We start from the raw sequence: 26785 nt of genomic DNA on the forward strand, positions 1-26785 counted from the left end.
GTCCGGATTTGCCCGGGGCGCACAGGGCGCACTTGTGAGTTGCGTCACTCAACTCCCGGCTCCCGGGAGGAGATTCGGTGGCGCGGCGGCCACCCTCCGGTGGCCCGAATGGAGTACCGTGACCAGTCCCGGCCCCCGGTTGCTCTCCGGTCGCGGGGACCGATGGGGAAAGGAGCTGACGACCCTGGTCCCGGGGTGCCATGATTGGTCACGGACAGTGGCCAATCGTCCACCGTCCCATGACGGCGTGTCACCGCGGACATGCGACACGCCGGGCAACTCTGCAAGGTTGTGGCACGCTGCACCTGGGCAGGCCAGACTCGTCCAACGGGAGCAGCGACGCACGTGACGTCGGCAGGCACCACCCGGGAGGTAACCGTGCCCGAACTGCGCGTCGTGGCCGTCAGCAACGACGGCACACGACTGGTGCTCAAGGCTGCCGACAGCACGGAGTACACCCTCCCCATCGACGAGCGGCTGCGCGCCGCCGTGCGCAACGACAGGGCGCGGCTCGGCCAGATCGAGATCGAGGTCGAGAGCCATCTGCGGCCGCGCGACATCCAGGCCCGGATACGCGCCGGCGCCTCCGCCGAGGAGGTCGCCCAGCTCGCCGGGATCCCGGTGGAGCGGGTCCGCCGCTTCGAGGGGCCGGTGCTGGCCGAGCGGGCGTTCATGGCCGAGCGGGCCAGGAAGACCCCGGTGCGGCGGCAGGGCGAGAGCACCGGGCCGCAGCTCGGGGAGGCGGTGGCCGAGCGGCTGCTGCTGCGCGGCGCGGAGAAGGACACCGTGCTGTGGGACTCCTGGCGGCGGGACGACGGCACCTGGGAGGTGCTGCTGGTCTACCGGGTCGCCGGTGAGCCGCACTCGGCGAGCTGGACGTACGATCCGCCGCGCCGCCTGGTGCAGGCGGTGGACGACGAGGCCCGCTCGCTGATCGGCGAGACCGCGCAGAGCCAGGCGGCCGAGCCGAGCTTCCCGTTCGTGCCGAGGATCGCCCGGCTGCCCAGGGACCGCCCGCTGGACCGTGCCCTCGACCGGCAGTCCTCGTCCGACCGGTCCGAGGCCGCCCGCGCCGAGAGCGAGCGCGGTGCGGAACCGGAGGAGCGGGACTCCCTGACCAGCCTGCTCGAAGCGGTGCCCAGCTTCCGCGGCGACATGGTCGTGCCCGCGCCCCCGGGTGCGCCCGACACCGCCCCGGCGGCCGAGGTTCCCGAGGAGTCCGCCGAGGAGGCGGCTCCCGCCGCCAGCGCGGGATCGGCCTACGCGGACGTCCTGATGCCCCGTGCCGTCGCCGGGCACCGCGACCGCCTGGTCGGCACCACCGACCGGCAGGCGGAAGCGGACGGCGTCCGACCCGGCCGCAGGGCGACGGTGCCGAGCTGGGACGAGATCGTCTTCGGCAGCCGGCGCAAGAAGGAGTAGGCCCGCCGGGGCCCCGGGACCCCCGTGGCCCCGGGACCTCCTGGCCCCGGGGCCCTGCCGCACGTCCCGCCGGGCGGGACGGGTTCGCCGGGCGTCCTCGTACCGCCCGGCTCGGCGTGCGTTCCGCGCGCGGGCTCAGCCGGGCTGCGAGCCGGTGGCCACGGGCCGGGCGGGGTCGGCCGTCCACTCACTCCAGGAGCCCGGGTAGAGGGCGGGGGCGGAGATCCCCGCGAGGACGAGCGCGAGGATCTCGTGGGCGGCGGAGACGCCCGAGCCGCAGTAGACGCCGACTTCCCGGCCGGAGGCCGCGCCGAGGGCCTCGAACCGGCGCACGAGGTCGGCGGCGGGCAGGAAGCGGCCGTCGGGGCCGGCGTTGGCGGTGGTGGGCGCGTTGACCGCGCCGGGGATGTGGCCGGCGACGGGGTCGATGGGCTCCACCTCGCCCCGGTACCGCTCGGGCACGCGGGCGTCCAGCAGCAGGCCGCGGCGGGCGAGCGCGGCCGCGCCGTCGGCGTCGACCACGGGCATCGCCCCCGGCCGCGGCACGAAGTCGCCCTCCTCGGGGGCGGGTTCCTCGGTGGACAGCGGCAACCCGGCCGCCCGCCAGGCGTCGAGCCCGCCGTCGAGGACACGTACCCGCTCGTGCCCCGCCCAGCGCAGCAGCCACCAGGCACGGGCGGGGCCCCAGCCGTTGCCGTCGTCGTAGACGACCACGTCGGAGTCCGCGCCGACCCCGGCCTTGCGCATGGCCGCGCCGAACGCCTCGGCGTCGGGCAGCGGGTGGCGCCCGCGCGGCCCGGGCGCCCCGGCGAGTTCGGCGTCCATGTCGACGTAACGCGCCCCGGGGATGTGCCCCTTGGCGTACTCCGGATACCCGGGCGGGCCGCCCAGCCGGTAACGGACGTCCAAGAGGACGCGGGATTCGGAGGTTTGAGCGAGTTCGGCGGCGGAGATGATCGGTTGCATGTGCCCATTGTGGCGTGCGGCCTCCACCGGTCGGTGACCGGATCACCTCATACGGTGATGACGCCGATCCACACAGGGCATACCATTTCGCCCGCGCCCCGGCTCCGGCCGACGCACGCGGCGCGGCCAGGGCGCGCCCGCCGGCGGGGGGCGGACATCGGCGGGCCGCCTGCCTTGAGATGACGGACGCGCCCAGGCGCGCCCCGAGGAGAGTACGTTTCGCATGACGGAGGTAGCGGGCAGGCGCCTGCCCGGCACGCCCTGCTGGGCCACTCTCATGGTCCACCGGGCGGATCAGGCGCGGAGCTTCTACGGAGCCCTGTTCGGCTGGGAGTTCGAGCACGACCCCGGGCGGCGGGGCGCGTACACCTCGGCGCTGCTCGACGGGCGGCGGGTGGCCGCCATCGGCGACGGCCCGGCCGAGCCGCTGCGCCCGGTCGCCTGGACGACGATGTTCGCCTCGGACGACGTGGACGGGACGGCGGAGCTGGTCAGGGCGTGCGGCGGCACGGTCGCCGTCGGACCGCTGAACGCCGAAGGCGAGGGCAGGCTGGCGATCGCGGCGGACCCCTCGGGCGCGGTGTTCGGCATCCGGCAGGGGGAACGGTCCGCGCGCGCGGAGCCGACCGGCGGCCCGGGGTCCGTGGCGTGGAGCGAGCTGCGGACGTGGGAGTCGCCGCTGGTCGCCAAGTTCTACCAGGTGGTGTTCGGCTCGGGTGCCGAGCCGTCCGCCGGTGAAGAGCCCGACCGCGTCGTCCTGACCGTGGGCGGCAGGGCCGTCGCGGGCGTCCACGGCCTCGGCTCGCGCCTGCCGCGCGACCGCGGCGCCCACTGGACGACCTTCTTCGAGACCGTCGACGTGGACGAGACGGTGCACCGCGCGGCCGGGCTCGGCGGGCGCGTGGTGGACCCGCCGTACGACTCCCCCTGCGGCCGCGCGGCCACGCTCGTCGGCCCGGAAGGCGCGGCCTTCGCCCTCCTCGCCCCGGCACCGGCCTGACCCCGTCGCGCGCGGAACCGGTCCTCGCGGCCCGCGGGGCGGGCCCTTGGAGCTCCGAACGGAATGGGCGTCCGATCAGCTAGCGGCGTCTGGTGCCGTACATCGCAAGGCGCCGGTTCGTCCTCGTACTGGGCGTACTCGGACGAACCGGCAACTGGGGGTCCCCCCGCCGCAGGCAGGGGGAGAGGTGCGGTGCCAGGGGGCGCGAGCAGGGCGGCCATTCCGTTCGGAGTTCTAAGCTCCGGAGAGCAGGGCGGGGGCGTCGGCGAGGATCAGCGCCGCCGCGCCGCGGACCTCCGCCTTTTCGTCGAGACCGGCCGTGACGACGTCGAGTCCGGCGACCGCGGACGGCAGGGTGTGGCGGCGGACCCCGGACCGTACGGGTTCGAGGATGTCCTCGCCCGCGCTCGCCAGGTCGCCGCCGATCACGACGAGTTGCGGGTTGAGGAGGGTGACCAGGGCGGACAGAGCGCGGCCGACGGCGTCACCGGCGTCACGCACGGCCCGCAGCACGCCGGTGTTGCGTTGCGCGATCAGCGCGGGCAGGTCGCGGGCGTCGACCGGCTGGCCCCAACTCTCGGTGAGGAGGCGGGCTATGGCCACCGGACTGGCCACCGTTTCCAGGCAGCCGCGGTTGCCGCAGCGGCACACGAGCCCGTCGGGGATCAGCGGGAGGTGCCCGATCTCGCCTGCCAGGCCGCGGGCGCCGACCAGCAGCCGGCCGTTGCTGACGATCCCCGCGCCGATGCCCGCGGACAGGCGGACGTAGACCATGTCGACGGTCTGCCGCCCGGCGCCGTACATCCGCTCGGCCAGCGCGCCCGCGTTGGCGTCGTTCGTGACGCGGACCGGGAGGCAGGTGCGGTCGCGCAGTTCGTCGGTGAGGCGCAGGCCGACCCAGCCGGGCATGATGCCGTCCGCGCCGAGGGCGCCGGTGTCCTTGTCCACGGGGGAGGCTATGCCCACGCCGATGCCGAGCACCCGGGAGCGGTCCACGTCGGCGTCGCGCAGCGCCGCGCGGGACAGTGCCGCGACCAGGTCCAGGGTCTCCTCGGGGGCCCGGTCGACGTCCTTGGCGGCCCAGCGTTCCCACCGCACGCCGCCGAACAGGTCGCACAGCATGAGGCGGACGTGCTGGTGGCCGATGTCCGCGCCGATGGCGTACCCCGCCTCGGGCACCAGCGACAGCGCCTGCGCGGGCCGCCCGGTGCGCCGCGGCCCGTCGGCGGGCTCCTCCCCCGCCTCGTCCTCGGTGACCAGGCCGGCGGCGACGAGATCGGCGACCAGCGAGGAGACGGTCGCTCTGGACAGACCGGTGGCCCGCACCAGTTCGGGCCGGCTGGTGCGCGGCGCGGCGTGCAGCGCTTCCAGCACCCTGAGCCGTCCGACCTCCCGCAGGTTCGCTGGCGTGTCCTTCATGGCCCCCCAGGGGTGCGGCGCGTACGGCTCTTGCAGGGTACGGGGCCGCACGGGGTGCGCACGATCGGCCGCGGCGCGCTCACGGCAGCCCGGCCCGCTCGTTCGGGGGCGGCAGGGGCGGCAAGGGCGATACGGGTGGGCGGTACGAGTGGGCGCTCGGCGAACGGTGGCGGGCGGTTACCTGCGGTCACGACCACCGCGGCGGGAGCGCGCCTCAGGCCTGTCCCACCGGCAGGACGTCCTGGCCGAGCGCGGCGGCGCCCGCCGTGGCCCTGGTCATCCGGCGCCGGTGGTGGCGACGGCACAGCACCTCGTAACCGACCTCGCCGGAAGCGGTGCCCGCAGCGGAACCGGAGCCGGGGCCCGAGGCCGGGCCGGAGGCGGAGCCCGCGGCCGCCGCGGCGCTCTCGACGTCGCCGATCACCACCTGGGCGCCTTCGACGACCATCACACCGCCGATCGTGCGGGCGTTGTGGGTGGCCCGGGCGCCGCACCAGCACAGGGCCTCGACCTGCAACGCCTCGACGCGGTCGGCGAGTTCGACCAGCCGACGGGAGCCGGGGAAGAGCCGGGTGCGGAAGTCGGTGGTGATGCCGAAGGCGTAGACGTCCAGGTCCAGGTCGTCCACGATCCGGGCGAGCTGGTCTATCTGCTCGGGCCCGAGGAACTGCGCCTCGTCCACGACGACGTAGTCGACCCGGCCGCCGCGGCTGATCTCGCGGACCACATGGGCGTAGAGGTCCATCCCGTCGCCGACCTCGACCGCGTCGGTGACCAGGCCGAGCCGGGAGGAGAGCCGGCCCGCGCCCGCCCGGTCGTCGCGGGTGAAGATCACCGACTGCAGGCCGCGGGCGGTGCGGTTGTGCACGATCTGCAGGGCGAGCGTGCTCTTGCCGCAGTCCATCGTTCCGGAGAAGAAGACCAACTCGGGCATGGGAAGGGCGACGGCCTTTCGGTGGCGGGCGGCGGGGGCGGGGTGTGCGCGGCAGGGGCGTTCACAAGTGCGCGCGGGCGCGGCGGGACCTCAGGAGCGTACTTCGAGCAGCGGCACCAACTGCTCGACGGGGGCCAGCGAGCCGTGCAGGCCGACCATCTTGGACTCCCCCGGCTCGCTGCGGGCGGCCACGATCGCCATGTCGTCGCGGGCGACCGCGACCACGTCGCCGATGCGGGCGAGCACGCGCCGCTCCGGCTCGGGACCGAACCAGCCGGCGCGGACGGCCTGTTCGCGGTCGGCCACCCACATGCGGTCGCCCAGCACCTCGCTCCACACCGCGAACACGTCGGAGGCGGCGCCGGGCACCGCGTAGACATGCCGGGCGCGGCCCTCACCGCCCAGGACGGCGACGCCCGCGCGCAGCTCCCAGTCCTCGTCGAAGTCGATGCGGGACTCTTCGTCGAAGGGGATGTCGATCATGCCGTGGTCGGCGGTGACGTAGAGCACGGCACGCGGCGGCAGCCGCTCGGCCAGCCGCCGCACCAGCCGGTCGACCATGGCGAGCTGGCCGCGCCAGGCGTCGGAGCCGACGCCGTGCCGGTGGCCCATGGCGTCGAGCTCGCTGTAGTACGTGTACACCAGCGCCCGGTCGGCTGCGGCGAGCCGCTCGGCGGCCAGGTCCACCCGCTCCTCGCCGGTGAGCCGGCCGAGGAAGGTGCCGCCGGACAGCGCGACCTTCGTGAGCGGGGTGTGCTCAAAGTCGGGCGAGGAGACCTGGCAGGTCGCGATGCCGGCCGCGTCGGCGAGCCGGAAGACCGTGGGGTGCGGCTGCCACACCCCGGGTGACGTCCACGGCTGCCAGCGCAGCTGGTTCATCAGCTGGCCGGTGTCGGGGTTGAGCGTGGTGTAGCCGGCCAGGCCGTGCGCGCCGGGCGGCAGGCCGGTGCCGACCGAGGCCAGCGAGGTGGCGGTGGTGGCCGGGAAGCCCGCGGTGAGCGGCCGCCCGGTACCGCCGCGGGAGGTGCCCAGCAGCGAGGTCAGGTAAGGAGCCTGCTCCGGGTGGCGCAGCAGCAGTTCCCAGCCCAGGCCGTCGACGAGGAACACGCACACCCTGTCGGCGGGTTCCAGCACCAGCCCGGTCGCGGGCATACCGGGGATCGCGAAGCCTGCGACCGCGGCGGGGATCACGTCGCTGAGGGCGCCGGTGCCGTACTCGGGAGCGGGGGCGGTCAGCGGGTCGAGCGGCACGGGGGCGAACGCGTCGGGGAGCGGCCGGGCCATCAGTCCGTGGCCGCTGTCGCCTCGGCGAGCGCCTGCGCGAAGGCGAGGGTCTGGCGGACGGTGTCGGGGCCGTCGCCGGTCTCGCTGACCCGCAGCGACAGGTCGTCGGCGGTGGAGGAGCCGGTGTAGCCGTGGTCGGCCTCGCAGTTGGGGTCGCCGCAGGCGGCCGGCTCCAGGTCGAGCCGGGAGACCGCGCCCCAGCCGATGGTGAGGACCACCTCGCGGGGCAGCGTCCCGGGGGTGTACGCCTCGGGGTTCGCCACGACCCGGCTGACGACGACCGACGAGATCCGGCCGATCTTCACCGACTCGGTGGACGTGGTGGCGTACGGCGTCGGGGAGGTGTCGTCGGCGGCCTGCTCGTCCGTGTGGCTGACGATGAACCTGCTGTCGGTGAGCACCAGGACGGTCACATGGCGGCGCACCTCGTTGGCGTCGAAGGTGGTCTCCTGGTGGACCAGGTACGAGGAGACCGGCTCCCGGCCCACCGCTGCCTCGACGGCCTCGGCCACCAGGGCGGGGTAATAGCCACTGCGCTCGATGGCCGTGCGCAGGCCCTGCGTACTCGTACCGGTCTTCGCCATGACGACCATCCTAATGGCGCCGCGCTTCCCGGCTCCGGACGAGGCGGGTCCGGCTGTGGAAAACCCCTGCCGGAATCCCCTTGCGGCACGCCGCTCCCGGCGGATCCTTCCCGGCAGCGGGCCTCAGACCGACGCCAGGGCGCGGGGGCCCAGATCGGTACGGGCGGGCGGGCGGGCGAGCCGCACCCGGGCGCCGAGCACCGAGAGACCGCGCGGGGCGACCACGACCGGCTCCAGGTCGACCGCGACCACTTCGGGCAGGTCGTCGGCGAGGATCGACACCCGCAGCAGCAGTTCCTCCAGGGCGGCGGTGTCGACGGGTTCCGCGCCGCGCCAGCCGAAGAGCAGGGGCGCGGCCTTGATGGAGCGCACCAGTTCGGCCACGTCGCGGTCGGTGGCCGGTACGAGCCGGTGGGCGGTGTCGCCGAGCAGTTCCGAGGGCACGCCGGCCAGGCCGAAGGACAGGACCGCGCCGGCCGCGGGGTCCATGCCGGCGCGTACCACCGTGTCGACCCCGCGCGGGGCCATGGACTGGACGACCAGGCTCAGCTCGGCGGGGGCGCCGAGGCGCGCGGTCAGCTCGTCGTACGCCCGGCGCAGGTCGCGGTCGCCGGCGAGGTCGAGGCGTACGCCGCCGAGGTCGGAGCGGTGCCGCAGGTGGGGCGCGGTGGTCTTGAGCGCCACGGGGTAGCCGAGCCGGCCCGCGGCGGCCAGCGCCGTCCGGGCGTCGGGGGCGGGCAGGGTGGGCAGGACGCGGATGCCGTACCGGCCGAGCAGGGCGGCCGCGTCCCGCTCGGACAGCTCGGTCCCCTCCGCGGGCGCGTCCGGGGGCAGCATCCGGCGCACGTCCTCGGCGGCGGCCGCTTCCTGGATGTCGTCGAACTGCGGAACGCGGCCCGGCTCGGACTCGGTCCTGCGCCAGGCCGCGTACGCGGCGGCCTCCGCGAGGGAGCCGACGGCCCGGTCGGGAGCGCGGTAGGCGGGGACGCGGGCGCCCTCGCCGAACGCGGTCAGCCGGTCGGCCATGGCGTCCAGCGCGGTGTGGACCACCACGACGGGTTTCCCGCCGCCGTGCGCGGCGGAACGCAGGGCGGCGGCCAGCGCGGGGTCGTCGCCGGACTCGGGGTCGGGCCGGGGATCGCGGTCGGACCGGGAATCGGGGTCGGCCCGGGGATCGCGGTCGGGCCGGGAATCGGGGCCGGGCCGGGACTCCAGGTCACCGCCGGACGCCAGGTCACCGCCGGCTCCCGGGCCGCCGCCGGATCCCTGGTCGGCCTCGGGCGTGGCTTCCGTGCCCACCCGCGGGATCGCGGTGACCACCACGGCGTCGCACGTAGGGTCGGCGAGCGCGGCGCGCAGGGCCGCGGCGAAGTCGGCGGGCCCGGCCGCGGTGGTCAGGTCTCGGGGCGGGGCGGGACGCAGGCCGGCGGTGAGCGCGGCGTCGTAGGTGAGCAGGCCCAGGGACTCGGAGTTGCCGAGGATGGCGAGCCGGTCGCCGCGCGGCAGCGGCTGGAGTGCGAGGAAGAGGCCGGCGTCCAGGAGTTCGGTCACGGTGTTCACCCGGATCACGCCGGCCTGCCGGAAGAGCGCGGAGACGGTGGTGTCGGGGATGCGGGTGACGGGCACGCTGTGCCCGGCGGGCACCGACCCGGAGTGCAGCGCGCCCTTGACCACCACCACGGGTTTGGCCGCGGCGGTGCGGCGGGCGAGCCTGGTGAACTTGCGCGGGTTGCCGAACGACTCCAGGTACATCAGTACGGCGTCGGTCTCCGGGTCGTCCTGCCAGAACTGCAGCAGGTCGTTGCCGGAGACGTCGGCGCGGTTGCCCGCCGAGACGAAGGTGGCCGGTCCGGCGCCGCGCCGGTGCAGCCCGGACAGCAGGGCGATGCCGATCGAACCGGACTGGGTGAACAGGCCGAGCCTGCCGCGGCGCGGCATCTCCGGCGCCAGCGAGGCGTTCAGCGAGACGTCGGGGGCGGTGTTGACCAGGCCGAACGCGTTGGGACCGATGACGCGCATGCCGTAACTGCGGGCCTGGCGGACCAGCTCGCGCTGGCGTGCGCGCCCGGCCGGGCCGGTCTCGGAGTAGCCCGCCGCGACCACCAGCAGGCCGCGCACCCCCGCCTCGCCGCAATCGGCCACGGCTTCGGGGACCCGTGCGGCGGGGACGGCGAGCACCGCGAGGTCCACGGGTTCGCCGATGGCCCGCACCGAGCGGTGACCGGGCACACCCTCGATGTCGGCGGGGCCGCCCTCGCCGGGCCCGGGGAAGGAGTGGTTGACCGCGTACAGCCGCCCGGTGAAGCCGCCGGCCGCGATGTTGCGCAGCAGCGTACGGCCCACCCCGCCGGGCCGGCGGCCGGTGCCGACCACGGCGACGGACTCGGGGCGCAGCAGCCGCTGCACGGAGCGGGCCTCGGCGCGGTGCTCGCGGGCGCGCATCACCTGCAGCGACTGGGCGGTCGGTTCCAGGTCGAGTTCGAGGTGGACGACGCCGTCGGTGAAGCTGCGCTCCTGGGTGTAGCCCGCGTCGGTGAAGACCTTGACCATCTTGCGGTTGGCGGGCAGCACTTCGGCGATGAAGTGCAGGATGCCGCGCTCGCGGGCGACGGCGGCGATGTGTTCGAGCAGCGCGGAGGCCACGCCGCGGCCCTGGTGGGCGTCCTGCACGAGGAAGGCGACCTCGGCACGGGTGGAGGCGCCGCCCGGAGCGGCCGGGCGGCCGTCCTCGGCGATGCGGTCGTAGCGCACGGTGGCGATGAACTCGTCGCCGATCGTGGCCGCCAGGCCCACCCGGTCGTTGTAGTCGTGGTGCGTGAAGCGGTGCACGTCGCGGTCGGACAGCCGCGGGTAGGGCGCGAAGAACCGGTAGTACTTGGACTCGTCGGAGACCTTCTCGTAGAAGTGGACCAGCCGCCCGGCGTCGTCCGGCCCGATCGGGCGGATGTGGGCGATGCCGCCGTCCCGCAGGACGACGTCCGCCTCCCAGTGCACGGGGTACGGCTGCGCCGGCTGCTCGGTCATGTGCCCCAGGGTAAGGCGGCCCGCCGGGGCCGCGCGGCAGGTGCGCGCGGGGGCCGGCGCGGGCAGGCTTGGGGCAGTCCGCCCGACCGGCGGACCGCGGCGACGCGACCGGCCGGAGCGGGAGCGGCCGCCCGTACGTGCGAGATTGGTCCGGATAACTGGATGACCGGCACGTCCTGCACCGACCGTGCCACGACCAGAAGGGGCAGCACCATGGCTGAGCGCCGCGTCACCGTCGGCTGGGCGGAGGGACTCCACGCCCGCCCCGCGTCCATCTTCGTCCGCGCGGCAATGGCCGCGGGCGTCCCCGTGACCATCGCGAAGGCCGGCCGGGGCCCGGTCAGCGCGGCGTCGATGCTGGCCGTCCTGGGCCTGGGCGCCAAGGGCGGTGAGGAGATCGTGCTCGCCTCCGACGCCGAGGGCGCCGATCTCGCGCTGGACCGCCTGGCCAAGTTGGTCGCCGAGGGCCTTGAGGAGCTGCCCGAGACGGTCTGACGGCGCCGCCCGGCTGCTCGCGGCACGTTCGCGCTGTCGTCCTTTCCCCGCTTGTCGCGCCAAGCCGTACTCGCCGAGCCGGCGGTGCCCGCGGTGGTAGCCGTGCCGGCGGTGCCCGCCGGCCAGAAATTCACGGCGCGGCCGCGAGGGTGCGCCACCACCCGGCCCAATCGCGGGCAGCGGAATTCCGCGGGGTCGGACAATCCCCCATGATTGCCCGGCCTCGCTTTCCCGCTTCCGCTGGATTTCACCGGAACAGCAATTCCAGCACCTTGTATACGACGCGAATGTTAAGCACGGCGGCGCACCGCGTTTACGGGATGTTTCGGGTTCCTCACGGCCGTGGCCCGCTCCACGTGGACGGCGGCCAGCCGGCGGGCGCGCTCGGCGTCGCCGCGGGCGACGGCGTCGGTGATGGCGGCGTGCTCGTCCCAGGACTCGGCGGCCCGACCGGCGGAGGCGTCCCCGTACACCCAGGCGATCTTGTGGCGCAGTTGGGTGAGCAGCGCGGCCAGCGTGGGGCTGCCGGAGGCCTGCGCGAGCGTCTCGTGGAACCAGCCGCTCAGCGACGGCAGGTCCGAGAACTGCCCCTGCACGGCGCGCTCCTGCCCCAGGCGGACCAGGCCGCGCAGCACCTTGAGGTGCGCTTCGGTACGGCGCTGGGCGGCCCGCGCGGCGCCCAGCGGTTCCAGCAGGCCGCGGATCTCCAGCAGGTCCGCGGCCTCCCGCTCGGTGGGCTCGGCGACCGAGGCCCCGGCGTGCCTGCGGGTGCGCACGAAGCCCTCGGACTCCAGGGTGCGCAGCGCCTCGCGCACGGGAACCCTGGAGACCCCGTACCGCTGCGCCAGGAGCTCCTCGGTCAGCCGGGCCCCGGGCGGGAAGAATCCGCCGACGATGTCGTCGCGGATGGCCGTACACACCACCTGGGCGGAGATGCGCCGCCCCGAGCCGTCCGCCCCGCTCACATCCGAATCCGCATCGCAGGCTCCATTCTTTTCCCCGTATTGTGCCGAACTCTATTCCAGCACGCGGGAGATCGGAAAAGCAGCCCCCGAATAGAGGGATTTGATTCGGGACAGGTGCGGCTGTTCCGGGCGCGGAAGCGGGGGTGCGGGGACGCGGAAGCGCGCAGACGCGGGTGAACCCGGGGCCGGGGAGGCGCGCGCCCGGTGGCCCGCCGGTCACCGGGCGCCCGGGCGCCGGTCCATCCGGCTTCCCGGGCGCCGGCCACCGGTCGCGGCGGGAGCAGGTTCCCCGGGCCGGAGCCGGGACGGCTAGAGCGTCACCCCGTGGGAGCGCAGGTAAGCCACCGGATCGATGTCCGAGCCGTAGTCCGGACCGGTGCGCACTTCGAAGTGCATGTGGGGGCCGGTCACGTTGCCGGTGGCGCCCGAGACACCGATCGCCTCGCCCTCCGCGACGCGCTGCCCGGCGGCCACCAGCGGCCGGGTGAGGTGGCCGTAGAGGGTGTACTTGCCGTCGGCGTGCCGGATGATCACGTCGTTTCCGTAGGAGCCGTCCCATCCCGCGGAGACGACCGTGCCGACGGCGACCGCGTGCACCGTGGTGCCGATGGGCACCAGGAAGTCCACGCCGGTGTGGTATCCGCTGGACCAGTAGGCGCCCGCCTCCCGGTAGGGGGTGCCGATGGGGGCGTCACCGACGGGGCGCGTCCAGGCGGCGGCGAGTGCGCGGCGGGAGGCCGCACGGGAGGCGCGGGCCGCGGCGGCCACCTTGGCGCGTGCGGCGGCCTCGGCCCTGACGCGGACGGCCCTGGCGTCGGCCCTGGCCTTGTCGGCGGACCGCTGCTCGGCGGCGGCGGCTTCGCGCTGGGCGTCCGCCTGCTCCGCCACGGCGTCGGTCAGCGCCTCGCCCACGGAGACCGCCCGGGCGAAGGCGGCGTCCGGGGCGGAGGCGTCGCGGGCGGAGGCGATGCCGCCCGCCGAAGCCGCCGTGCGGCTCTGACCCGGGGCGGCGGCCGCGGTGGCGCCGAACGCGCCGACGGCGGTCAGTGCCGCCACTCCCGCCAGGGTGGCGCCGGTGCGGCCGGGGCCGCGCCGGGCGCGGCGGTGCTTCCCGCGCACGGCGGGCGATACGGTGAACGCCATGGGGAGGCGTCGCTCCTTTCCTTCCTTCTCGCCTACCGGGTTAGCTGACGGGTTCGGAGCAGGAAGGTCTCCTACCGAACACCCCACCACTTACTGGTGAAATGTCCTGATTCACCCCAACTACCTGGTTCCCCGGCTCCCCTGACGGGGACTCGGCGATGACACAACGGCCGTAGACGCTAGCCGGGCGAACACCCCTCCACCAAACAGATCAGCCGATATGTGGCGCGCGACACGCGGCCACGAGGGCCCTTCGCAACGGGCTCGCAAGCGACGCCAGGGGCACGGAGACGGGCCGCCAAAACGCCCGGAACCCCGGCGCCGCACGGGCTGCCGGGGTTCCGGAAGGGTTACGGGCGGGCGCTCCGCGAGGGATGCCCGCCGCAGGGATCAGGTGATGATCGTCACAGGGCCGATGCCCAGCTCGCGGACCGGGTCCGCGATCTTCGCGGCATCGCCGACGAGGACGGTCACCACCCGGTCGAGCGGGAAGGCGTTGACGACCGCGGCCGTGGCCTCCACCGTGCCCGTCTCGGCCAGCCTCACGTAGAGCCCGGCCTGGAAATCGTCGGGCAGCTGCTGCTCGACCTGGTCGGCCAGGGTGTCGGCGACGGCGGCGGCCGTCTCGTAGCGCAGCGGGGCCACGCCCACCAGGTTCTGCACCGCCACGTCGCGCTCCTCGTCGGTGAGCCCGTCGGCCGCGAGGGTGCGGATGACCTGCCAGGTGTCGGCGAGCGCGGGGCCGGTGACCTCGGTCGCCACCGAGCCGCTGATGGCCAGCAGCGCCGCACCCGTGCCGTCGGCGGAGGACAGCAGCACCTGGGCGAAGGAGCGCACCCCGTACGTGTAGCCCTTCTCCTCGCGCAGTACGCGGTCGAGCCTGGAGGTCAGGGTGCCGCCGAGGCAGTAGACGCCGAGCACCTGCGCGGCCCACACCGGGTCCTGGCGGTCGGGGCCGGTACGGCCGATGAGCACCTGGGTCTGCACGGCGCCGGGCCGGTCGACGATCACCACCCGGGCGGTGTCGTCCGCGCTGACCACGGGCCGCGGCCGGGGCTCGGCACGGGTGCCGGTCCACCGCCCCAGCGTGCTGTCCAGCAGCGCGGGCAGGTCGATGCCGGTGAAGTCGCCGACCACGACGACGGTCGAGGTGGCGGGCCGGACGTGAGCGTCGTAGAACGACTTGACCGCCTTGGCGTCGATCCCGCGGACGGTGTCCTCGGTGCCCTGGCGCGGCCTGGAGAAGCGCGATTCGGCCGGGAACAGCTCCTTGGACAGCGCCATCGCCGCGCGCCGGGCCGGGTTGGCCAGCTCGTGCGGGATCTCGTCCAGGCGGTTGGCGACCAGCCGCTTGACCTCGTCCTCGGGGAAGGCGGGGGCGCGCAGCGCCTCGGCGAGCAGGCCGAGTGCCTTGTCCAGCCGGGAGGCCGGCACCTCCAGCGAGACGCGCACGCCCGGGTGGTCGGCGTGGGCGTCCAAGGTGGCGCCGCAGCGCTCCAGTTCGGCCGCGAACTCTTCCGCGGTGTGCTCGTCGGTGCCCTCCGACAGCGCCCTGGCCATGATGGTGGCCACGCCGTCCAGTCCCTGCGGCTCGGCCTCCAGCGGCGCGGCCAGCAGCACCTCGACGGCGACCACCTGCTGTCCGGGACGGTGCTTGGTGAGCAGTGTCAGCCCGTTGGGCAGGGTGCCGCGCTCGGGCGCGGGGAAGGCCCACGGCCTGGCCTCGCCCGGCTCCGGCTGCGGGTGGAACGTCATCACGGCGGCGGTGTCGCTCACTGCTGGCCCTCTTCTTCCTGGTCGTCGCCGGACTCCCCGGCCTGCTCACCGGAGTCCCCGGCCTGTTCGCCGCCCGCCTGCCCTCCGCCGGTCGGCTCGTAGACGAGCACCGCGCGGTTGTCCGGCCGCAGCCGGGCCGCTGCCACCTCCCTGACCTCTTCCGCGGTGACGGACAGCACCCGCTGGACGGCGGTCAGCGCGAGCTGCGGGTCGCCGAACAGGACGGCGAACCGGCACAGTTCGTCCGCGCGGCCGCCCACCGTGGCCAGGCGGTCCAGCCACTCGCGCTCCAGCTGGGCCTGGGCCCGCTCCATCTCCTCGGGAGTCGGCCCCTGTTCGGCGAACCTGGCCAGTTCCTCGTCCACCGCGGCCTCGATGACCGGCAGCTCCACGCCGCTGGACGCCTTGATGTCGAGCCAGCCCAGCGAGGGCGCCCCGGCCAGCCGCAGCAGCCCGAACCCGGCGGTCACCGCGGTGCGGTCGCGGCGCACCAGCCGGTTGTGCAGCCGGGACGACTCGCCGCCGCCCAGCACGGTCAGTGCCAGGTCGGCCGCGTCCGCCTCACGGGAGCCGTCCTCGGGCAGCCGGTAGGCGGCCATCAGCGCCCGCGAGGGCACGTCCTCCTCCACCACTTCGCGCACCTGCTCGCCGACGACGGCGGGCAGCGATCCGTCACGCGGCGCGGGCTTGCCGTCGTGGTTGGGGATGCTGCCGAAATACTTCTCGATCCAGCCCAGCGTCTGCTGCGGGTCGATGGCGCCGACGACCGCCAGCACCGCGTTGCCCGGCGCGTAGTACGTGCGGAAGAACGCGCGGGCGTCCTCCAGCGAGGCCGCGTCCAGGTCGGCCATCGAGCCGATCGGGGTGTGGTGGTACGGGTGGCCGTCCGGGTAGACGAGGGCGGCCAGGCGCTCGAACGCGGTGCCGTAGGGCACGTTGTCGTACCGCTGGCGGCGCTCGTTCTTCACCACGTCCCGCTGGTTGTCCAGGCTCTCCTGGTCCAGGGCGGTCAGCAGGCTGCCCATCCGGTCGGCCTCCAGCCACAGGGCCAGCTCGACCTGGTGGGCGGGCATCGTCTCGAAGTAATTGGTGCGCTCGAAGCTGGTGGTGCCGTTGAGTGAGCCGCCGGCCGCCTGCACCAGCTCGAAGTGGCCGTTGCCCTTCACGCTGGCCGAGCCCTGGAACATCAGGTGCTCGAAGAGGTGGGCCAGGCCGGTGCGGCCCTTGACCTCGTGCCGCGACCCGACGTCGTACCAGAGGCAGACGGCCGCGACCGGGGTGAGGTGGTCCTCGGAGAGCACCACCCGCAGGCCGTTCGCCAGGCGGTGCTCGGTGGCTGTCAGGCCGCTGGAGTGTGCCTCCGGGGTGGCCGTGTGACCCATGGGCTGGCTGTCCTTCCGGTCGCGTGCTCGTGACTGCGTAGAGTGCTGCCACTCTAGGCAAGCGAGCGGACCTCCGGTGGAGTTCCCTGTGGACAACGCGCGCGTGCCGGGTCCTGGTCGGCGTTGTCGGTGGCGCGGTCCACAATGGTCGGCGTCACCAGAGAGCCACTGAGCAGCAGAAGCAGAACCGGCTAAACCAGCTAAGGAGCGCCGCCGAGATGGCCCGCCGCACGAGCAGTACGCCGCCGCCCGACGATTTCGAGGAGCGGATCCTCGACATCGACGTCGTGGACGAGATGAAGGGCTCCTACCTGGAGTACGCCTACTCGGTGATCTACTCGCGCGCGCTGCCCGACGCCCGCGACGGCATGAAACCGGTGCACCGCCGGATCGTCTACCAGATGAACGAGATGGGCCTGCGCCCCGACCGGGGGTACGTGAAGTGCGCCCGCGTGGTCGGCGAGGTCATGGGCAAGCTGCACCCGCACGGCGACGCGTCGATCTACGACGCGATGGTGCGCATGGCCCAGCCGTTCTCGCAGCGCCTGCCGCTGGTCGACGGCCACGGCAACTTCGGCTCGCTGGACGACCTGCCCGCGGCCATGCGGTACACCGAGGCGCGGATGTCCGGGCCGGCCCAGCTCATGGTCGAGTCGATCGACGAGGACACCGTCGACTTCACGCCGAACTACGACGGCCAGGAGCAGGAGCCCGACGTCCTGCCGTCGGCGTACCCGAACCTGCTGGTCAACGGCGCGTCCGGGATCGCGGTCGGCATGGCCACCAACATGCCGCCGCACAACCTGAACGAGGTCGTGGCCGCCGCCCGCCACCTGATCCGCCACCCGAACGCGGACCTCGACGCCTTGATGCGGCACATCCCCGGTCCCGACCTGCCGACCGGCGGCCGCGTGATCGGCCTGTCCGGGATCCGCGACGCGTACGAGACGGGGCGCGGCACCTTCAAGATGCGGGCCACGGTGGCGGTCGAGGACGTCACCCCGCGCCGCAAGGGCCTGGTCGTCACCGAGCTGCCGTTCAACGTCGGCCCGGAGAAGGTCATCGCCAAGATCAAGGACATGGTCAACGCGAAGAAGCTCCAGGGGATCGCGGACGTCAAGGACCTGACCGACCGCGAGCACGGGCTGCGCCTGGTCATCGAGGTCAAGAACGGCTTCAACCCCGAGGCCGTCCTGGAACAGCTCTACAAGCTGACGCCGATGGAGGAGTCCTTCGGCATCAACAACGTCGCCCTGGTCGACGGCCAGCCGCTGACCCTGGGCCTGAAGGAGCTGCTGGAGGTCTACGTCGACCACCGCTTCGACGTGGTGCGCCGGCGCAGCGAGTTCCGCCGCGGCAAGCGGCGCGACCGGTTGCACCTGGTGGACGGCCTCCTGGTGGCGCTGGTCGACATCGACGAGGTCATCGCGATCATCCGGGCCAGCGATAACGCGGCACAGGCCAAGGAGCGGCTGATCGAGCGGTTCTCCCTGTCCGACGTCCAGACCCAGTACATCCTCGACACCCCGCTGCGCCGCCTCACCCGGTTCGACCGGATCGAGCTGGAGGCCGAGCGGGACAGGCTCCAGGCGGAGATCGCCGAGCTGACCCGCATCCTGGAGTCGGACGCGGAGCTGCGCAAGCTCGTGTCGGCCGAACTGGCCGCGGTGGCCAAGCAGTACGGCTCGCCGCGCCGCACGCTGCTGCTGGAGTCGGCGGACACCCCGGTCGCGGCGGTGCCGCTGGAGGTCGCCGACGACCCGTGCCGGGTGCTGCTGTCCTCCACCGGGCTGCTCGGCCGCACCACGAGCGGCGAGGAGTTCGGCGAGAGCGGTGGCAAGCGCGCCAAGCACGACCTGATCGTCTCGGCGGTGCCCACCACGGCCCGCGCCGACATCGGCGTGGTCACCTCGGAGGGCCGCCTGCTGCGGCTCGCCGTCATCGACCTCCCCATCCTTCCCCCGGCCACCGGTGTGCCCACCCTCGCCGGCGGCGCCCCGCTGGCCGAGTTCCTGTCGCTGCGGGACGACGAGCGCGTGCTGTGCCTGACCACCCTCGACGAGTCCTCGCCGGGACTCGCCCTCGGCACGAAACAGGGCGTCGTCAAGCGGGTCGTGCCCGACTACCCGGCGAACAAGGACGACCTGGAGGTGATCTCCCTCAAGGAGGGCGACCAGGTGGTCGGCGCGGTGGAGCTGCGCACCGGCGAGGAGGACCTGGTCTTCATCACCGACGACGCCCAGTTGCTGCGCTACCCCGCCGCCCAGGTACGGCCCCAGGGCCGGCCGGCGGCGGGCATGGCCGGGATCAAGCTCGCCGACGGCGCCGAAGTGATCTCCTTCACCGCCGTCGACCCTGCCGCGGACGCGGTGGTCTTCACCGTCGCCCGGGCCGAGGACACCCTGGACGGCGGCGGCGAGGGCACCGCCAAGCTCACCCCCTTCGACCAGTACCCCCGCAAGGGCCGCGCCACCGGTGGCGTCCGCTGCCAGCGCCTCCTGCGGGGCGAGACGGGCCTCCTGTTCGCCTGGGCGGGCGCCGCCCCCGCCCGCGCGGCGACCGCGACGGGCAGCCCCGCGGAGCTGCCCCCGAAGGACCCGCGTCGCGACGGCTCCGGCGTCCCCCTGGCCAAGTCCGTCGCCGCGGTCGCCGGACCGGTCTAGACCGGTCCGGAGCTGCGCCCGGTGCCCCGGCGCGTGTTTCCGCGCCGGGGCCGGGGCGCCTGCCGCCAGGGGCGCCCCCGGCCGGACTCGGGTGCTGCGGTCTGGCCGCGGGGCCGGGCGTCCGGCCGCGGGGCCTTGCGCGGACGGACCGCCCGACCCGCCGGCCCCGCCCCGGAGCGCGCCCTCGAACCGCCCCCAGTACCCTCGACCGGGTGATCACGTGCACGCGGGCCTCCGCCGACCTGGCCGAACCACTGGAAGCCACCGCCCCGGTAGCCCGCACCTGGCTGCTGGTCGAACAGCCGGGCCCCTGGGGTGCCAAGGCCCTCACAACGAGCCATATGGATCCCGAAACGGGCCGTGCCCTCGACCGCGCCACCGCCGGCACCGGCGTCAGGGCCGCCCTGATCCGCCGCCCCGGCCGCCACTTCGACTCCCACCGGCCCGGCCGTCACCGGGTGATCGTGGCCCACACCGCGCCGGACTCCTCCTGGATCCGTACCGCCGAGGTGGCCGACCCGGCCGAACTGGCCTCCCTGGACTTCGCCGCCATGGCCGCGGGCTCGGACCCCGGCATCGGCACCCCGTACGCCGGCCCCCCGATCGTGGCGGTCTGCACCAACGGCAAACGAGACCGCTGCTGCGCGATGTACGGGCGCCCGCTCGCCGCGGAACTCGCCTCCTTCGGTGGCCTGGACGTCTGGGAGATCACCCACCTCGGCGGCCATCGCTTCGCCCCGACGATGCTCGTCCTGCCCTACGGCTACGTCTACGGCAGGATGGACAGCGGCCACGCGAAGGACGTGGCGGAGGCGGTTCGAGGCGGTCGCGTCGTGTCCGCGGGCTGCCGCGGTCGCTCCACCTGGGACCGGCCGGGCCAGGCCGCCGACCTGGCCGTACGCGCCCTGACCGGCGAGGACCGGGCCGGAGCCGTCACCGTGGGGCGTACCGCCGAGGAGTCGCCCGACCGTTGGAGCGTCGACGTCGCCCACGACGACGGCCGGGCCTGGCGGGTGACCGTGGTGCGCAGGCCCTGCCTGCCGCCCCGCCCGGAAAGCTGCGGCGCGGCCCTCGGCACCCCGGCCCGGCTGGAGGTCATCGCCCTCGAAGCGGTGACCGGGAACCACGCGCCCGCCCGCTGACACCGACCTTCGCCGGACGCCCGGGAAGGTTCACGCGGGTGCGGCCGTCGCGACGTCGGCGGCCGGAATGTCGGCGATCTGCGCGGTCGCGGCCTGCTGCACCGCGCCGATCAGCTCCGCCACGTCGATCTCGATGCTCCTGTCGGGCCGGCCGCTGCCGCAGTGCACGCGGCCCAGGCCCCCCACGGTCTCGTCGAACACCACGGCGGCGGCCGGGTCCGCGGACACCGGGCACACGCCGCCGGGCAGCATCCCGGCGCGCGCCAGCCGGTCGGCGCCCGCCGGCGCCAGGTCGGTGCGGCGGATCCCGACGGCCCTGGCCAGGGCGCCGTAGCGCAGCCGCGCGTGGCCGGGAAGGGCCGCCAGGACGAGCCGGTCGTCGGGGGTGACGAAGGCCAGGGTCTTGACGGTCCGCTCCAGGGGCACGCCCAAAGCGGCGCAGACCTCGACGGGGACGACCGCGCCGGGGTGCTCGTGCAGTGCGAAGGGCACGCCGAGTGCCGTGAGCACCTTCAGCGGGCCGGTCGGTGCGGAATCGCTCACGCCGCCGAGATTACCGTGCGTGGAGCGGGAGTTGACGGGACTTCACGGCACGGACCGGCTCGCATGGCGGCGGATGCCGTACGGCGGCGGCGCGCCGCGGGCACTCTCACGCGTCGGGGCCCGCCCGGCGGCGAAGGAGCCGGCCGTGGGCGGCCTGGGAGTGTGTGACGACGTACACGTCGATGTCCTCCCCGCAGCCTTCGATGATGGTCTCGCCCGTCCCGCGGGACACCGCCCGCTTGAGCCGGCCGCGGCGCGTGGCGCCGATCAGGATGTGGCTGGCGTTGACCTCCCGGGCGAAGGCGAGGATGGCCGCGGCGGGATCCTCGCCGGTGACGGTGTGGTAGGTGCCGCCCAGCTCCTCCACCAGCGCGCGCTGGCGCTCCAGGGACGGCGAGGGGACGGTGGCGAGGGCGTCGTCGCGCTGGACGTGGACGGCGAGGAGTTCGCCGCCCGCTCCCCGGGAGGCGGCGCGTTTGCCGCGGCGCACGAGGGCGTCGCCCTCGGGGCCGCCGGACAGCGCGACGAGCACGCGCTCACGAGTGGGCCAGGGCTGCTGGATGCCGTGGTCCGTGCGGTAGCGCAGCAGTGCTTCCTCCACGCGGTCGGCCGCCCACAGCAGCGCTATCTCGCGCAGAGCGGTGAGGTTTCCGGCGCGGAAGTAGTTGTCGAGGGCGGCCTGGATCTTGTCGGGCGCGTAGATGTTGCCGTGCGCCATACGGCGGCGCAGCGCCTCGGCCGACATGTCCACCAGTTCGATCTGGTCGGCGCCGCGGACCACGTCGTCGGGTACGGTCTCGCGCTGCGTGACGCCGGTGATCTCCGCGACGACGTCGTTGAGCGACTCCAGGTGCTGGATGTTGACGGTGGAGATCACGTCGATGCCGGCGTCCAGGAGTTCCTCGACGTCCTGCCAGCGCTTCTCGTGACGGGATCCCGGGACGTTGGTGTGGGCGAGTTCGTCGACGAGGGCGACCTGCGGGTGGCGGGCGAGGACGGCGTCGAGGTCCATCTCGGTGAAGACGCAGTTCCGGTACGTCATGGTCCTGCGGGGCACCGTCTCCAGTCCCTCGGCCATCTCGCGGGTCAGGGCCCGCCCGTAGTCCTCGGCGTACGCGAGGACCACGTCGGTGCCGCGTTCGGCACGGCGGTGGCCCTCGCTGAGCATGTCGTACGTCTTGCCCACGCCGGGCGCCGCGCCGAGGTAGACCCGCAGCTTGCCACGCGGCATCGCCACTCCTCTCGCCCGGCCCGGCGGCCGCGGTCCGAGATCCGGCCGGACCGGCGTACGAGTCCTTCTCCTCCATCATCGGACGCCGGGTCCCGGGCCGCGAGACGCCGCGAGGGCCGCGGGCGGCCGGGCGGCCGGGCGGGCGGGCGCCGGATCCGGCGCTCACGCCGTCCTGGACAGGGCGAGGTTGAGCTGGACCACGTTGACGTACGGCTCGCCGAGGAAGCCGAGGACGCGGCCGTGGGTGTTGGCCGCGACCAGGTCGCGTACCGCCGCGGGGGTCAGGCCGCGGGCCCTGGCGACCCTGTAGACCTGTTCGTGGGCGTAGGCCGTGGAGATGTCGGGGTCGAGGCCGGAGCCGGAGGCGGTGACCGCGTCGGCCGGCACGTCCTCGGGGCGCACGCCGTCGAAGGCCGCGATCGCCGCCTTGCGCTCCTTGATCGTCCCGGTCAGGCTCGGGTTGTTGGGGCCGAGGTTGGATGCGCCCGAGCGCAGCGGATCGTACGCACCGGCCGAGTAGCGGGGCTGGAACCACTTCGGGTCCGGCCGCGGGGCCTCGTCGGGGTCACCCGGGTTCCGCTTCGGCAGGTCGAAGCTCTGGCCGATGCGGCCGGACCCGACGACGCGGCCGTCGTCCCTGATCAGCGAGCCGTTGGCCGTGTGGCCGAGGAACGCCTGCGCGACGCCGGTGACCGCCAGCGGGTAGACGATCCCGGTGATCACGGTGAGCAGCAGCAGCATGCGGAGGGCGGCCAGGTGGGTGCGGACCGCCGTGGGAAGTCCGGTCATGGGGGTGGATCTCCTTTCCGTGACCGTGGTCAGCGCAGGCCGGGGATGAACTGGATGATCAGGTCGATGAGTTTGATGCCGGCGAACGGCAGCACCAGGCCGCCCAGGCCGAACACCCAGATGTTGCGGTTGAGCAGCGCGGCGGCCGAGGAGGGGCGGTAGCGCACGCCGCGCAGGGCGAGCGGGATCAGGGCGATGATGATCAGCGCGTTGAAGACGACCGCGGAGGTGATCGCGGAGTGCGGGCTGTGCAGCTTCATGATGTTGAGCCGGTCCAGGCCCGGGTACACGCCGGCGAACATCGCGGGGATGATCGCGAAGTACTTCGCCACGTCGTTGGCGATGGAGAACGTGGTCAGGGCGCCGCGGGTGATGAGGAGCTGCTTGCCGATCTCCACGATCTCGATCAGCTTGGTGGGGTTGGAGTCCAGGTCCACCATGTTCCCGGCCTCCTTGGCGGCCGAGGTGCCGGTGTTCATGGCCACGCCGACATCGGCCTGCGCGAGCGCGGGCGCGTCGTTCGTACCGTCGCCGGTCATCGCTACCAGCTTCCCGCCCGCCTGCTCACGCCTGATCAGCGCCATCTTGTCCTCGGGCGTGGCCTCGGCGAGGAAGTCGTCGACCCCTGCCTCCCGGGCGATGGCCTTGGCGGTCACCGGGTTGTCACCGGTGATCATGACCGTGCGGATGCCCATCCGGCGCAGCTCGTCGAACCGCTCCCGCATGCCCGCCTTGACGACGTCCTTGAGGTTGATCACGCCGAGCACGGCCGCGGTCACCTCCTCCTCGCGCCGCACGACCTCGCCCACGACCAGCGGCGTGCCGCCGCTCGCCGCGATGGAGTCGACCAGCGGGCCGACCTCCTCCGTCGGGCGGCCGCCGTTGTCCCGGATCCAGTGCATGACCGCGGTGGCGGCCCCCTTGCGCAGCGACCTGTGGCCGCCGTCCTCGGCCAGGTCCACCCCGCTCATCCGGGTCTGCGCGCTGAACGGTACGAACGTGGCGTGCGGCAACTGGCCCTCGGCCCGTCCCCGCAGCCCGTGCTTCTCCTTGGCCAGCACCACGATGGAGCGGCCCTCCGGGGTCTCGTCCGACAGCGAGGACAGCTGCGCCGCGTCCGCGAGCTCGTCCACGCTCATCCCGCTGACCGGCAGGAACTCGGCGGCCTGCCGGTTGCCCAGCGTGATGGTGCCGGTCTTGTCCAGCAGCAGCGTGTTGACGTCGCCCGCGGCCTCGACCGCGCGGCCGGACATGGCGAGCACGTTGCGCTGCACCATGCGGTCCATGCCGGCGATGCCGATGGCCGACAGCAGTGCCCCGATGGTGGTCGGGATCAGCGCGACCACCAGGGCGACCAGGACGACGATGGGCTGCTCGGCCCCGGCGTAGAGGGCGAAGGGCTGCAGGGTGACGACCGCGACGAGGAAGACGATCGTCAGCGAGGCCAGCAGGATGTTCAGCGCGACCTCGTTGGGCGTCTTCTGCCGGGCGGCGCCCTCGACAAGGGCGATCATCCGGTCGATGAACGTCTCCCCCGGCTTGGAAGTGATCTTCACCACGATCCGGTCGGAGAGCACCTTCGTCCCGCCGGTCACCGCCGACCGGTCGCCGCCGGACTCGCGGATCACGGGAGCGGACTCGCCCGTGATCGCGGACTCGTCCACGGAGGCGACGCCTTCGACGACATCGCCGTCACCGGGGATCATCTGCCCCGCCTCGACGACGACGTGGTCGCCCAGGGCCAGCGAGGCGGCGGGCACCTCCTCCTCGTGCGGGTCCCTGGCGCCCGGCCGCCAGTCGGTGAGCCTGCGGGCGACGGTGTGGGTCCTGGTCCTGCGCAGTGTCTCGGCCTGCGCCTTGCCGCGCCCCTCGGCCACGGCCTCGGCGAGGTTGGCGAACACCACGGTCAGCCACAGCCAGACGGTGATCACCCACCCGAAGACGCTCGGGTCCTTGATCGCGAAGACCGTGGTCAGCACGGAACCGGTCTGGACGACGAACATGACCGGATTCCTGGCCATGGTCCGCGGATCGAGCTTCTTGACCGCGTCGGGAAGTGATCTGATCAGCTGGCCGGGGTCGAGCAGCCGCCCGGAGGCCCGGTGGGAGTCGCGCGGTCCGCCGCCGGGCGTGACGGGGGATGTGAAGGTGGACGGGGACGACATCAGTGCAGACCTTCCGCGAGCGGACCCAGCGCGAGGGCGGGGAAGTAGGTGAGGCCCACGACGATCAGGACGACGCCGGTGAGCAGGCCGACGAACTGCGGCCGGTGGGTGGGCAAGGTGCCCGCGGTGACCGGGACCGGCTGCTGCCGGGCCAGGGAGCCGGCCAGCGCGAGCACGAAGATCATCGGCAGGAAGCGGCCCAGCAGCATCGCCAGGCCCAGCGCGGTGTTCCACCAGTGGGTGTCGACGCCGAGACCGGCGAACGCCGAGCCGTTGTTGTTCGCCGCGGAGGTGAAGGCGTACAGCACCTCGGAGAAGCCGTGCGGGCCGGAGTTGAGCATGCCCGCCCGCTCGCCCTTCAGCGACATCGCGAGCCCCGAGCCGACCAGCACGATCGCCGGGGTGGCGAGGATGTAGAGGGAGGCGAACTTCATCTCCCGGCTGCCGAGCTTCTTGCCCAGGTACTCAGGCGTCCGCCCGACCATCAGGCCGGCCACGAACACCGTGATGATCGCCAGGATCAGGATCCCGTACAGGCCGGAGCCGGTGCCGCCGGGCGCGATCTCGCCCAGCATCATGTCGAAGATCGCCATCCCGCCGCCGCCGGGCGAGAACGAGTCGTGGAAGGAGTTCACCGCACCTGTCGAGGTGAGCGTCGTGGACGCGGCGAACAGGGCCGAGGCCCAGATGCCGAATCTCTGCTCCTTGCCCTCCATCATCCCGCCGGCCGCGTGACCGGCCGCGCTGCTCACGCTGTGCAGTTCGTTGACGGTGATCAGGGTCACCGAGACCGCCCAGATCAGGCCCATCACGGCCAGGATCGCGTAGCCCTGCCGCTTGTCGCCCACCATCGTCCCGAAGGTGCGCGGCAGCGAGAACGAGATCGCCAGCAGCAGGTAGATCTCCAGCCAGTTCGTGAACGCGTTGGGGTTCTCGAAGGGGTGGGCGGAGTTGGCGTTGTTGATGCCGCCGCCGTTGGTGCCGAGCTGCTTGATCGCCTCCTGCGAGGCGGTCGGGCCGGTGTACAGGTGCTGGTGGCCGCCCGCGATGTTCGCAATCGACTGGATGCCGTGGAAACTCTGCACGACGCCGCCCGCGACGAGCACGATGGCGAACACGAAGGCCAGCGGCAGCAGCAGCCGCACCACGACGCGGGTCAGGTCCACCCAGAAGTTCCCGACCCGGTCGGTGCGCTTGCGGGTGAAGCCGCGGATCAGCGCGGCCACCACCGCGATGCCCACCGCCGCCGACACGAAGTTCTGCACCGCCAGGCCCGTCATCTGCACCAGGTAGCCCATCGTCGACTCGCCCGAGTACGACTGCCAGTTGGTGTTCGTGACGAACGAGGCGGCGGTGTTGAACGCCTGATCCGCCTTCACCCCCGGGAAACCCAGCGACAGCAGCAAATGCCGCTGCAGCCGCAGGAACCCGTACAGGAACAGCACGGAGACCGCGGAGAAGGCGAGGACGCTGCGCAGGTACGCCGTCCACCGCTGGTCGGCCTCCGCGTTCACCCCGCCCAGCCGGTAGACGAACCGCTCGGCACGCAGGTGCTCGGGGGCGGTGAGGATGTGGGCCATGTAGTCGCCCAGCGGCCGGTACGTCAGCGCCAGCGCGCCCACCAGCGCGAGGATCTGGAGCCAGCCCGCGAGGGTGTCGTCCACTAGAACCGCTCCGGGAAGATCAGGGCCAGCACGAGGTAGCCGAGCAGGCCGCAGGCGACGACCAGGCCGACGATGTTCTCCGCGCTCACAGCTTCTCGACCCCCTTGACCACAAGGGCGAGCACGGCGAACACCGCGATCGTCACGGCGACGAAAACCAGATCGGACATGAACGGGACACCCCGGATCGTGATG

General features: G+C 73.6%; 21 protein-coding genes and 1 riboswitch. Of the genes, 5 read left to right on the top strand and 16 right to left on the bottom strand.

What is annotated here, in order from left to right:
• Positions 1-345: 345 nt before the first annotated feature.
• Complete coding sequence (gene sepH, locus K7G61_RS15205; RefSeq protein WP_225847350.1) at positions 346-1422, top strand: septation protein SepH; 1077 nt, start codon at positions 346-348, stop codon at positions 1420-1422.
• A 135-nt stretch (positions 1423-1557) separates the two neighbouring features.
• Here sepH and K7G61_RS15210 read toward each other — a convergent pair whose 3' ends face one another.
• A complete protein-coding gene (locus K7G61_RS15210) occupies positions 1558-2388 on the bottom strand; it encodes a sulfurtransferase (RefSeq protein WP_225847351.1) in 831 nt (276 codons plus the stop codon).
• A gap of 223 nt (positions 2389-2611) precedes the next feature.
• Here K7G61_RS15210 and K7G61_RS15215 point away from each other — a divergent pair, with 223 nt between their 5' ends.
• Positions 2612-3388 carry a VOC family protein gene (locus tag K7G61_RS15215; protein WP_225847352.1) on the top strand — a complete coding sequence of 259 codons (777 nt, stop codon included), beginning with the start codon at positions 2612-2614 and terminating at the stop codon, positions 3386-3388.
• A 234-nt stretch (positions 3389-3622) separates the two neighbouring features.
• On the opposite strand, the gene K7G61_RS15220 is transcribed toward K7G61_RS15215, so the two are convergent.
• The 5 genes from K7G61_RS15220 to K7G61_RS15240 all read right to left on the bottom strand — a co-directional run bounded on the left by K7G61_RS15220 (position 3623) and on the right by K7G61_RS15240 (position 10633).
• A complete protein-coding gene (locus tag K7G61_RS15220; RefSeq protein WP_225847353.1) occupies positions 3623-4807 on the bottom strand; it encodes an ROK family transcriptional regulator in 1185 nt (394 codons plus the stop codon).
• A 214-nt stretch (positions 4808-5021) separates the two neighbouring features.
• Positions 5022-5741 (bottom strand): thymidine kinase, encoded by a 720-nt coding sequence (locus K7G61_RS15225; protein ID WP_225847354.1) that lies wholly within the window; start codon positions 5739-5741, stop codon positions 5022-5024.
• A gap of 90 nt (positions 5742-5831) precedes the next feature.
• Complete coding sequence (locus K7G61_RS15230; RefSeq protein WP_225847355.1) at positions 5832-7025, bottom strand: alkaline phosphatase family protein; 1194 nt, start codon at positions 7023-7025, stop codon at positions 5832-5834.
• The gene (locus K7G61_RS15235) at positions 7025-7609 is read right to left on the bottom strand and encodes a DUF5998 family protein (protein ID WP_225847356.1); all 585 of its coding nucleotides are present in this window, start codon (positions 7607-7609) and stop codon (positions 7025-7027) included. The genes K7G61_RS15230 and K7G61_RS15235 overlap by 1 nt, the downstream gene beginning before the upstream one ends.
• 123 nt (positions 7610-7732) lie before the next feature.
• Positions 7733-10633, bottom strand: a complete 2901-nt coding sequence (locus K7G61_RS15240) for a bifunctional GNAT family N-acetyltransferase/acetate--CoA ligase family protein (protein ID WP_225847357.1) — start codon at positions 10631-10633, stop codon at positions 7733-7735.
• A gap of 213 nt (positions 10634-10846) precedes the next feature.
• Between K7G61_RS15240 and K7G61_RS15245 the strand changes: the two genes are divergently transcribed.
• Positions 10847-11128: an HPr family phosphocarrier protein gene (locus K7G61_RS15245; RefSeq protein WP_225847358.1), complete on the top strand. Its 282-nt coding sequence runs from the start codon at positions 10847-10849 to the stop codon at positions 11126-11128.
• A 290-nt stretch (positions 11129-11418) separates the two neighbouring features.
• Here K7G61_RS15245 and K7G61_RS15250 read toward each other — a convergent pair whose 3' ends face one another.
• The 4 genes from K7G61_RS15250 to K7G61_RS15265 form a co-directional block, all read right to left on the bottom strand.
• Positions 11419-12093 (bottom strand): GntR family transcriptional regulator, encoded by a 675-nt coding sequence (locus K7G61_RS15250; protein ID WP_225847359.1) that lies wholly within the window; start codon positions 12091-12093, stop codon positions 11419-11421.
• A gap of 309 nt (positions 12094-12402) precedes the next feature.
• Positions 12403-13236, bottom strand: a complete 834-nt coding sequence (locus K7G61_RS15255; RefSeq protein WP_225847360.1) for a M23 family metallopeptidase — start codon at positions 13234-13236, stop codon at positions 12403-12405.
• Positions 13237-13250: 14 nt separating this feature from the next.
• Positions 13251-13404, bottom strand: a riboswitch (cyclic di-AMP (ydaO/yuaA leader).
• Between the two features lie 222 nt (positions 13405-13626).
• A complete protein-coding gene (locus K7G61_RS15260; RefSeq protein ID WP_263984433.1) occupies positions 13627-14991 on the bottom strand; it encodes a pitrilysin family protein in 1365 nt (454 codons plus the stop codon).
• Between the two features lie 17 nt (positions 14992-15008).
• Positions 15009-16394, bottom strand: a complete 1386-nt coding sequence (locus K7G61_RS15265; RefSeq protein ID WP_225847362.1) for a pitrilysin family protein — start codon at positions 16392-16394, stop codon at positions 15009-15011.
• Between the two features lie 218 nt (positions 16395-16612).
• On the opposite strand from K7G61_RS15265, the gene K7G61_RS15270 reads away from it, so the two are divergent.
• Both K7G61_RS15270 and K7G61_RS15275 read left to right on the top strand, forming a co-directional pair.
• Positions 16613-19057 (top strand): DNA topoisomerase (ATP-hydrolyzing) subunit A, encoded by a 2445-nt coding sequence (locus K7G61_RS15270; protein WP_225847363.1) that lies wholly within the window; start codon positions 16613-16615, stop codon positions 19055-19057.
• Between the two features lie 212 nt (positions 19058-19269).
• Positions 19270-20199, top strand: coding sequence for a sucrase ferredoxin (locus tag K7G61_RS15275; RefSeq protein ID WP_225847364.1), 930 nt, complete (start codon positions 19270-19272; stop codon positions 20197-20199).
• A 30-nt stretch (positions 20200-20229) separates the two neighbouring features.
• Here K7G61_RS15275 and K7G61_RS15280 read toward each other — a convergent pair whose 3' ends face one another.
• From K7G61_RS15280 to kdpF, 6 genes are all read right to left on the bottom strand, one after another.
• Positions 20230-20742, bottom strand: a complete 513-nt coding sequence (locus tag K7G61_RS15280) for an aminoacyl-tRNA deacylase (protein WP_225847365.1) — start codon at positions 20740-20742, stop codon at positions 20230-20232.
• 106 nt (positions 20743-20848) lie between these two features.
• Positions 20849-21973 (bottom strand): universal stress protein, encoded by a 1125-nt coding sequence (locus K7G61_RS15285; RefSeq protein ID WP_225847366.1) that lies wholly within the window; start codon positions 21971-21973, stop codon positions 20849-20851.
• 162 nt (positions 21974-22135) lie between these two features.
• On the bottom strand, positions 22136-22762 hold the full coding sequence (gene kdpC / locus K7G61_RS15290; RefSeq protein WP_225847367.1) for a potassium-transporting ATPase subunit KdpC: 627 nt from the start codon (positions 22760-22762) through the stop codon (positions 22136-22138).
• A 29-nt stretch (positions 22763-22791) separates the two neighbouring features.
• On the bottom strand, positions 22792-24927 hold the full coding sequence (kdpB, locus tag K7G61_RS15295; protein WP_225847368.1) for a potassium-transporting ATPase subunit KdpB: 2136 nt from the start codon (positions 24925-24927) through the stop codon (positions 22792-22794).
• A complete protein-coding gene (gene kdpA / locus K7G61_RS15300; RefSeq protein WP_225847369.1) occupies positions 24927-26591 on the bottom strand; it encodes a potassium-transporting ATPase subunit KdpA in 1665 nt (554 codons plus the stop codon). Before kdpA ends, kdpB begins: the two co-directional genes overlap by 1 nt.
• Positions 26591-26680 (bottom strand): K(+)-transporting ATPase subunit F, encoded by a 90-nt coding sequence (gene kdpF / locus K7G61_RS15305; RefSeq protein ID WP_225847370.1) that lies wholly within the window; start codon positions 26678-26680, stop codon positions 26591-26593. Before kdpF ends, kdpA begins: the two co-directional genes overlap by 1 nt.
• Between the last annotated feature and the right edge of the window lie 105 nt (positions 26681-26785).

Source organism: Streptomyces sp. HPF1205, from assembly GCF_020400825.1.
GTDB lineage: Bacteria > Actinomycetota > Actinomycetes > Streptomycetales > Streptomycetaceae > Actinacidiphila.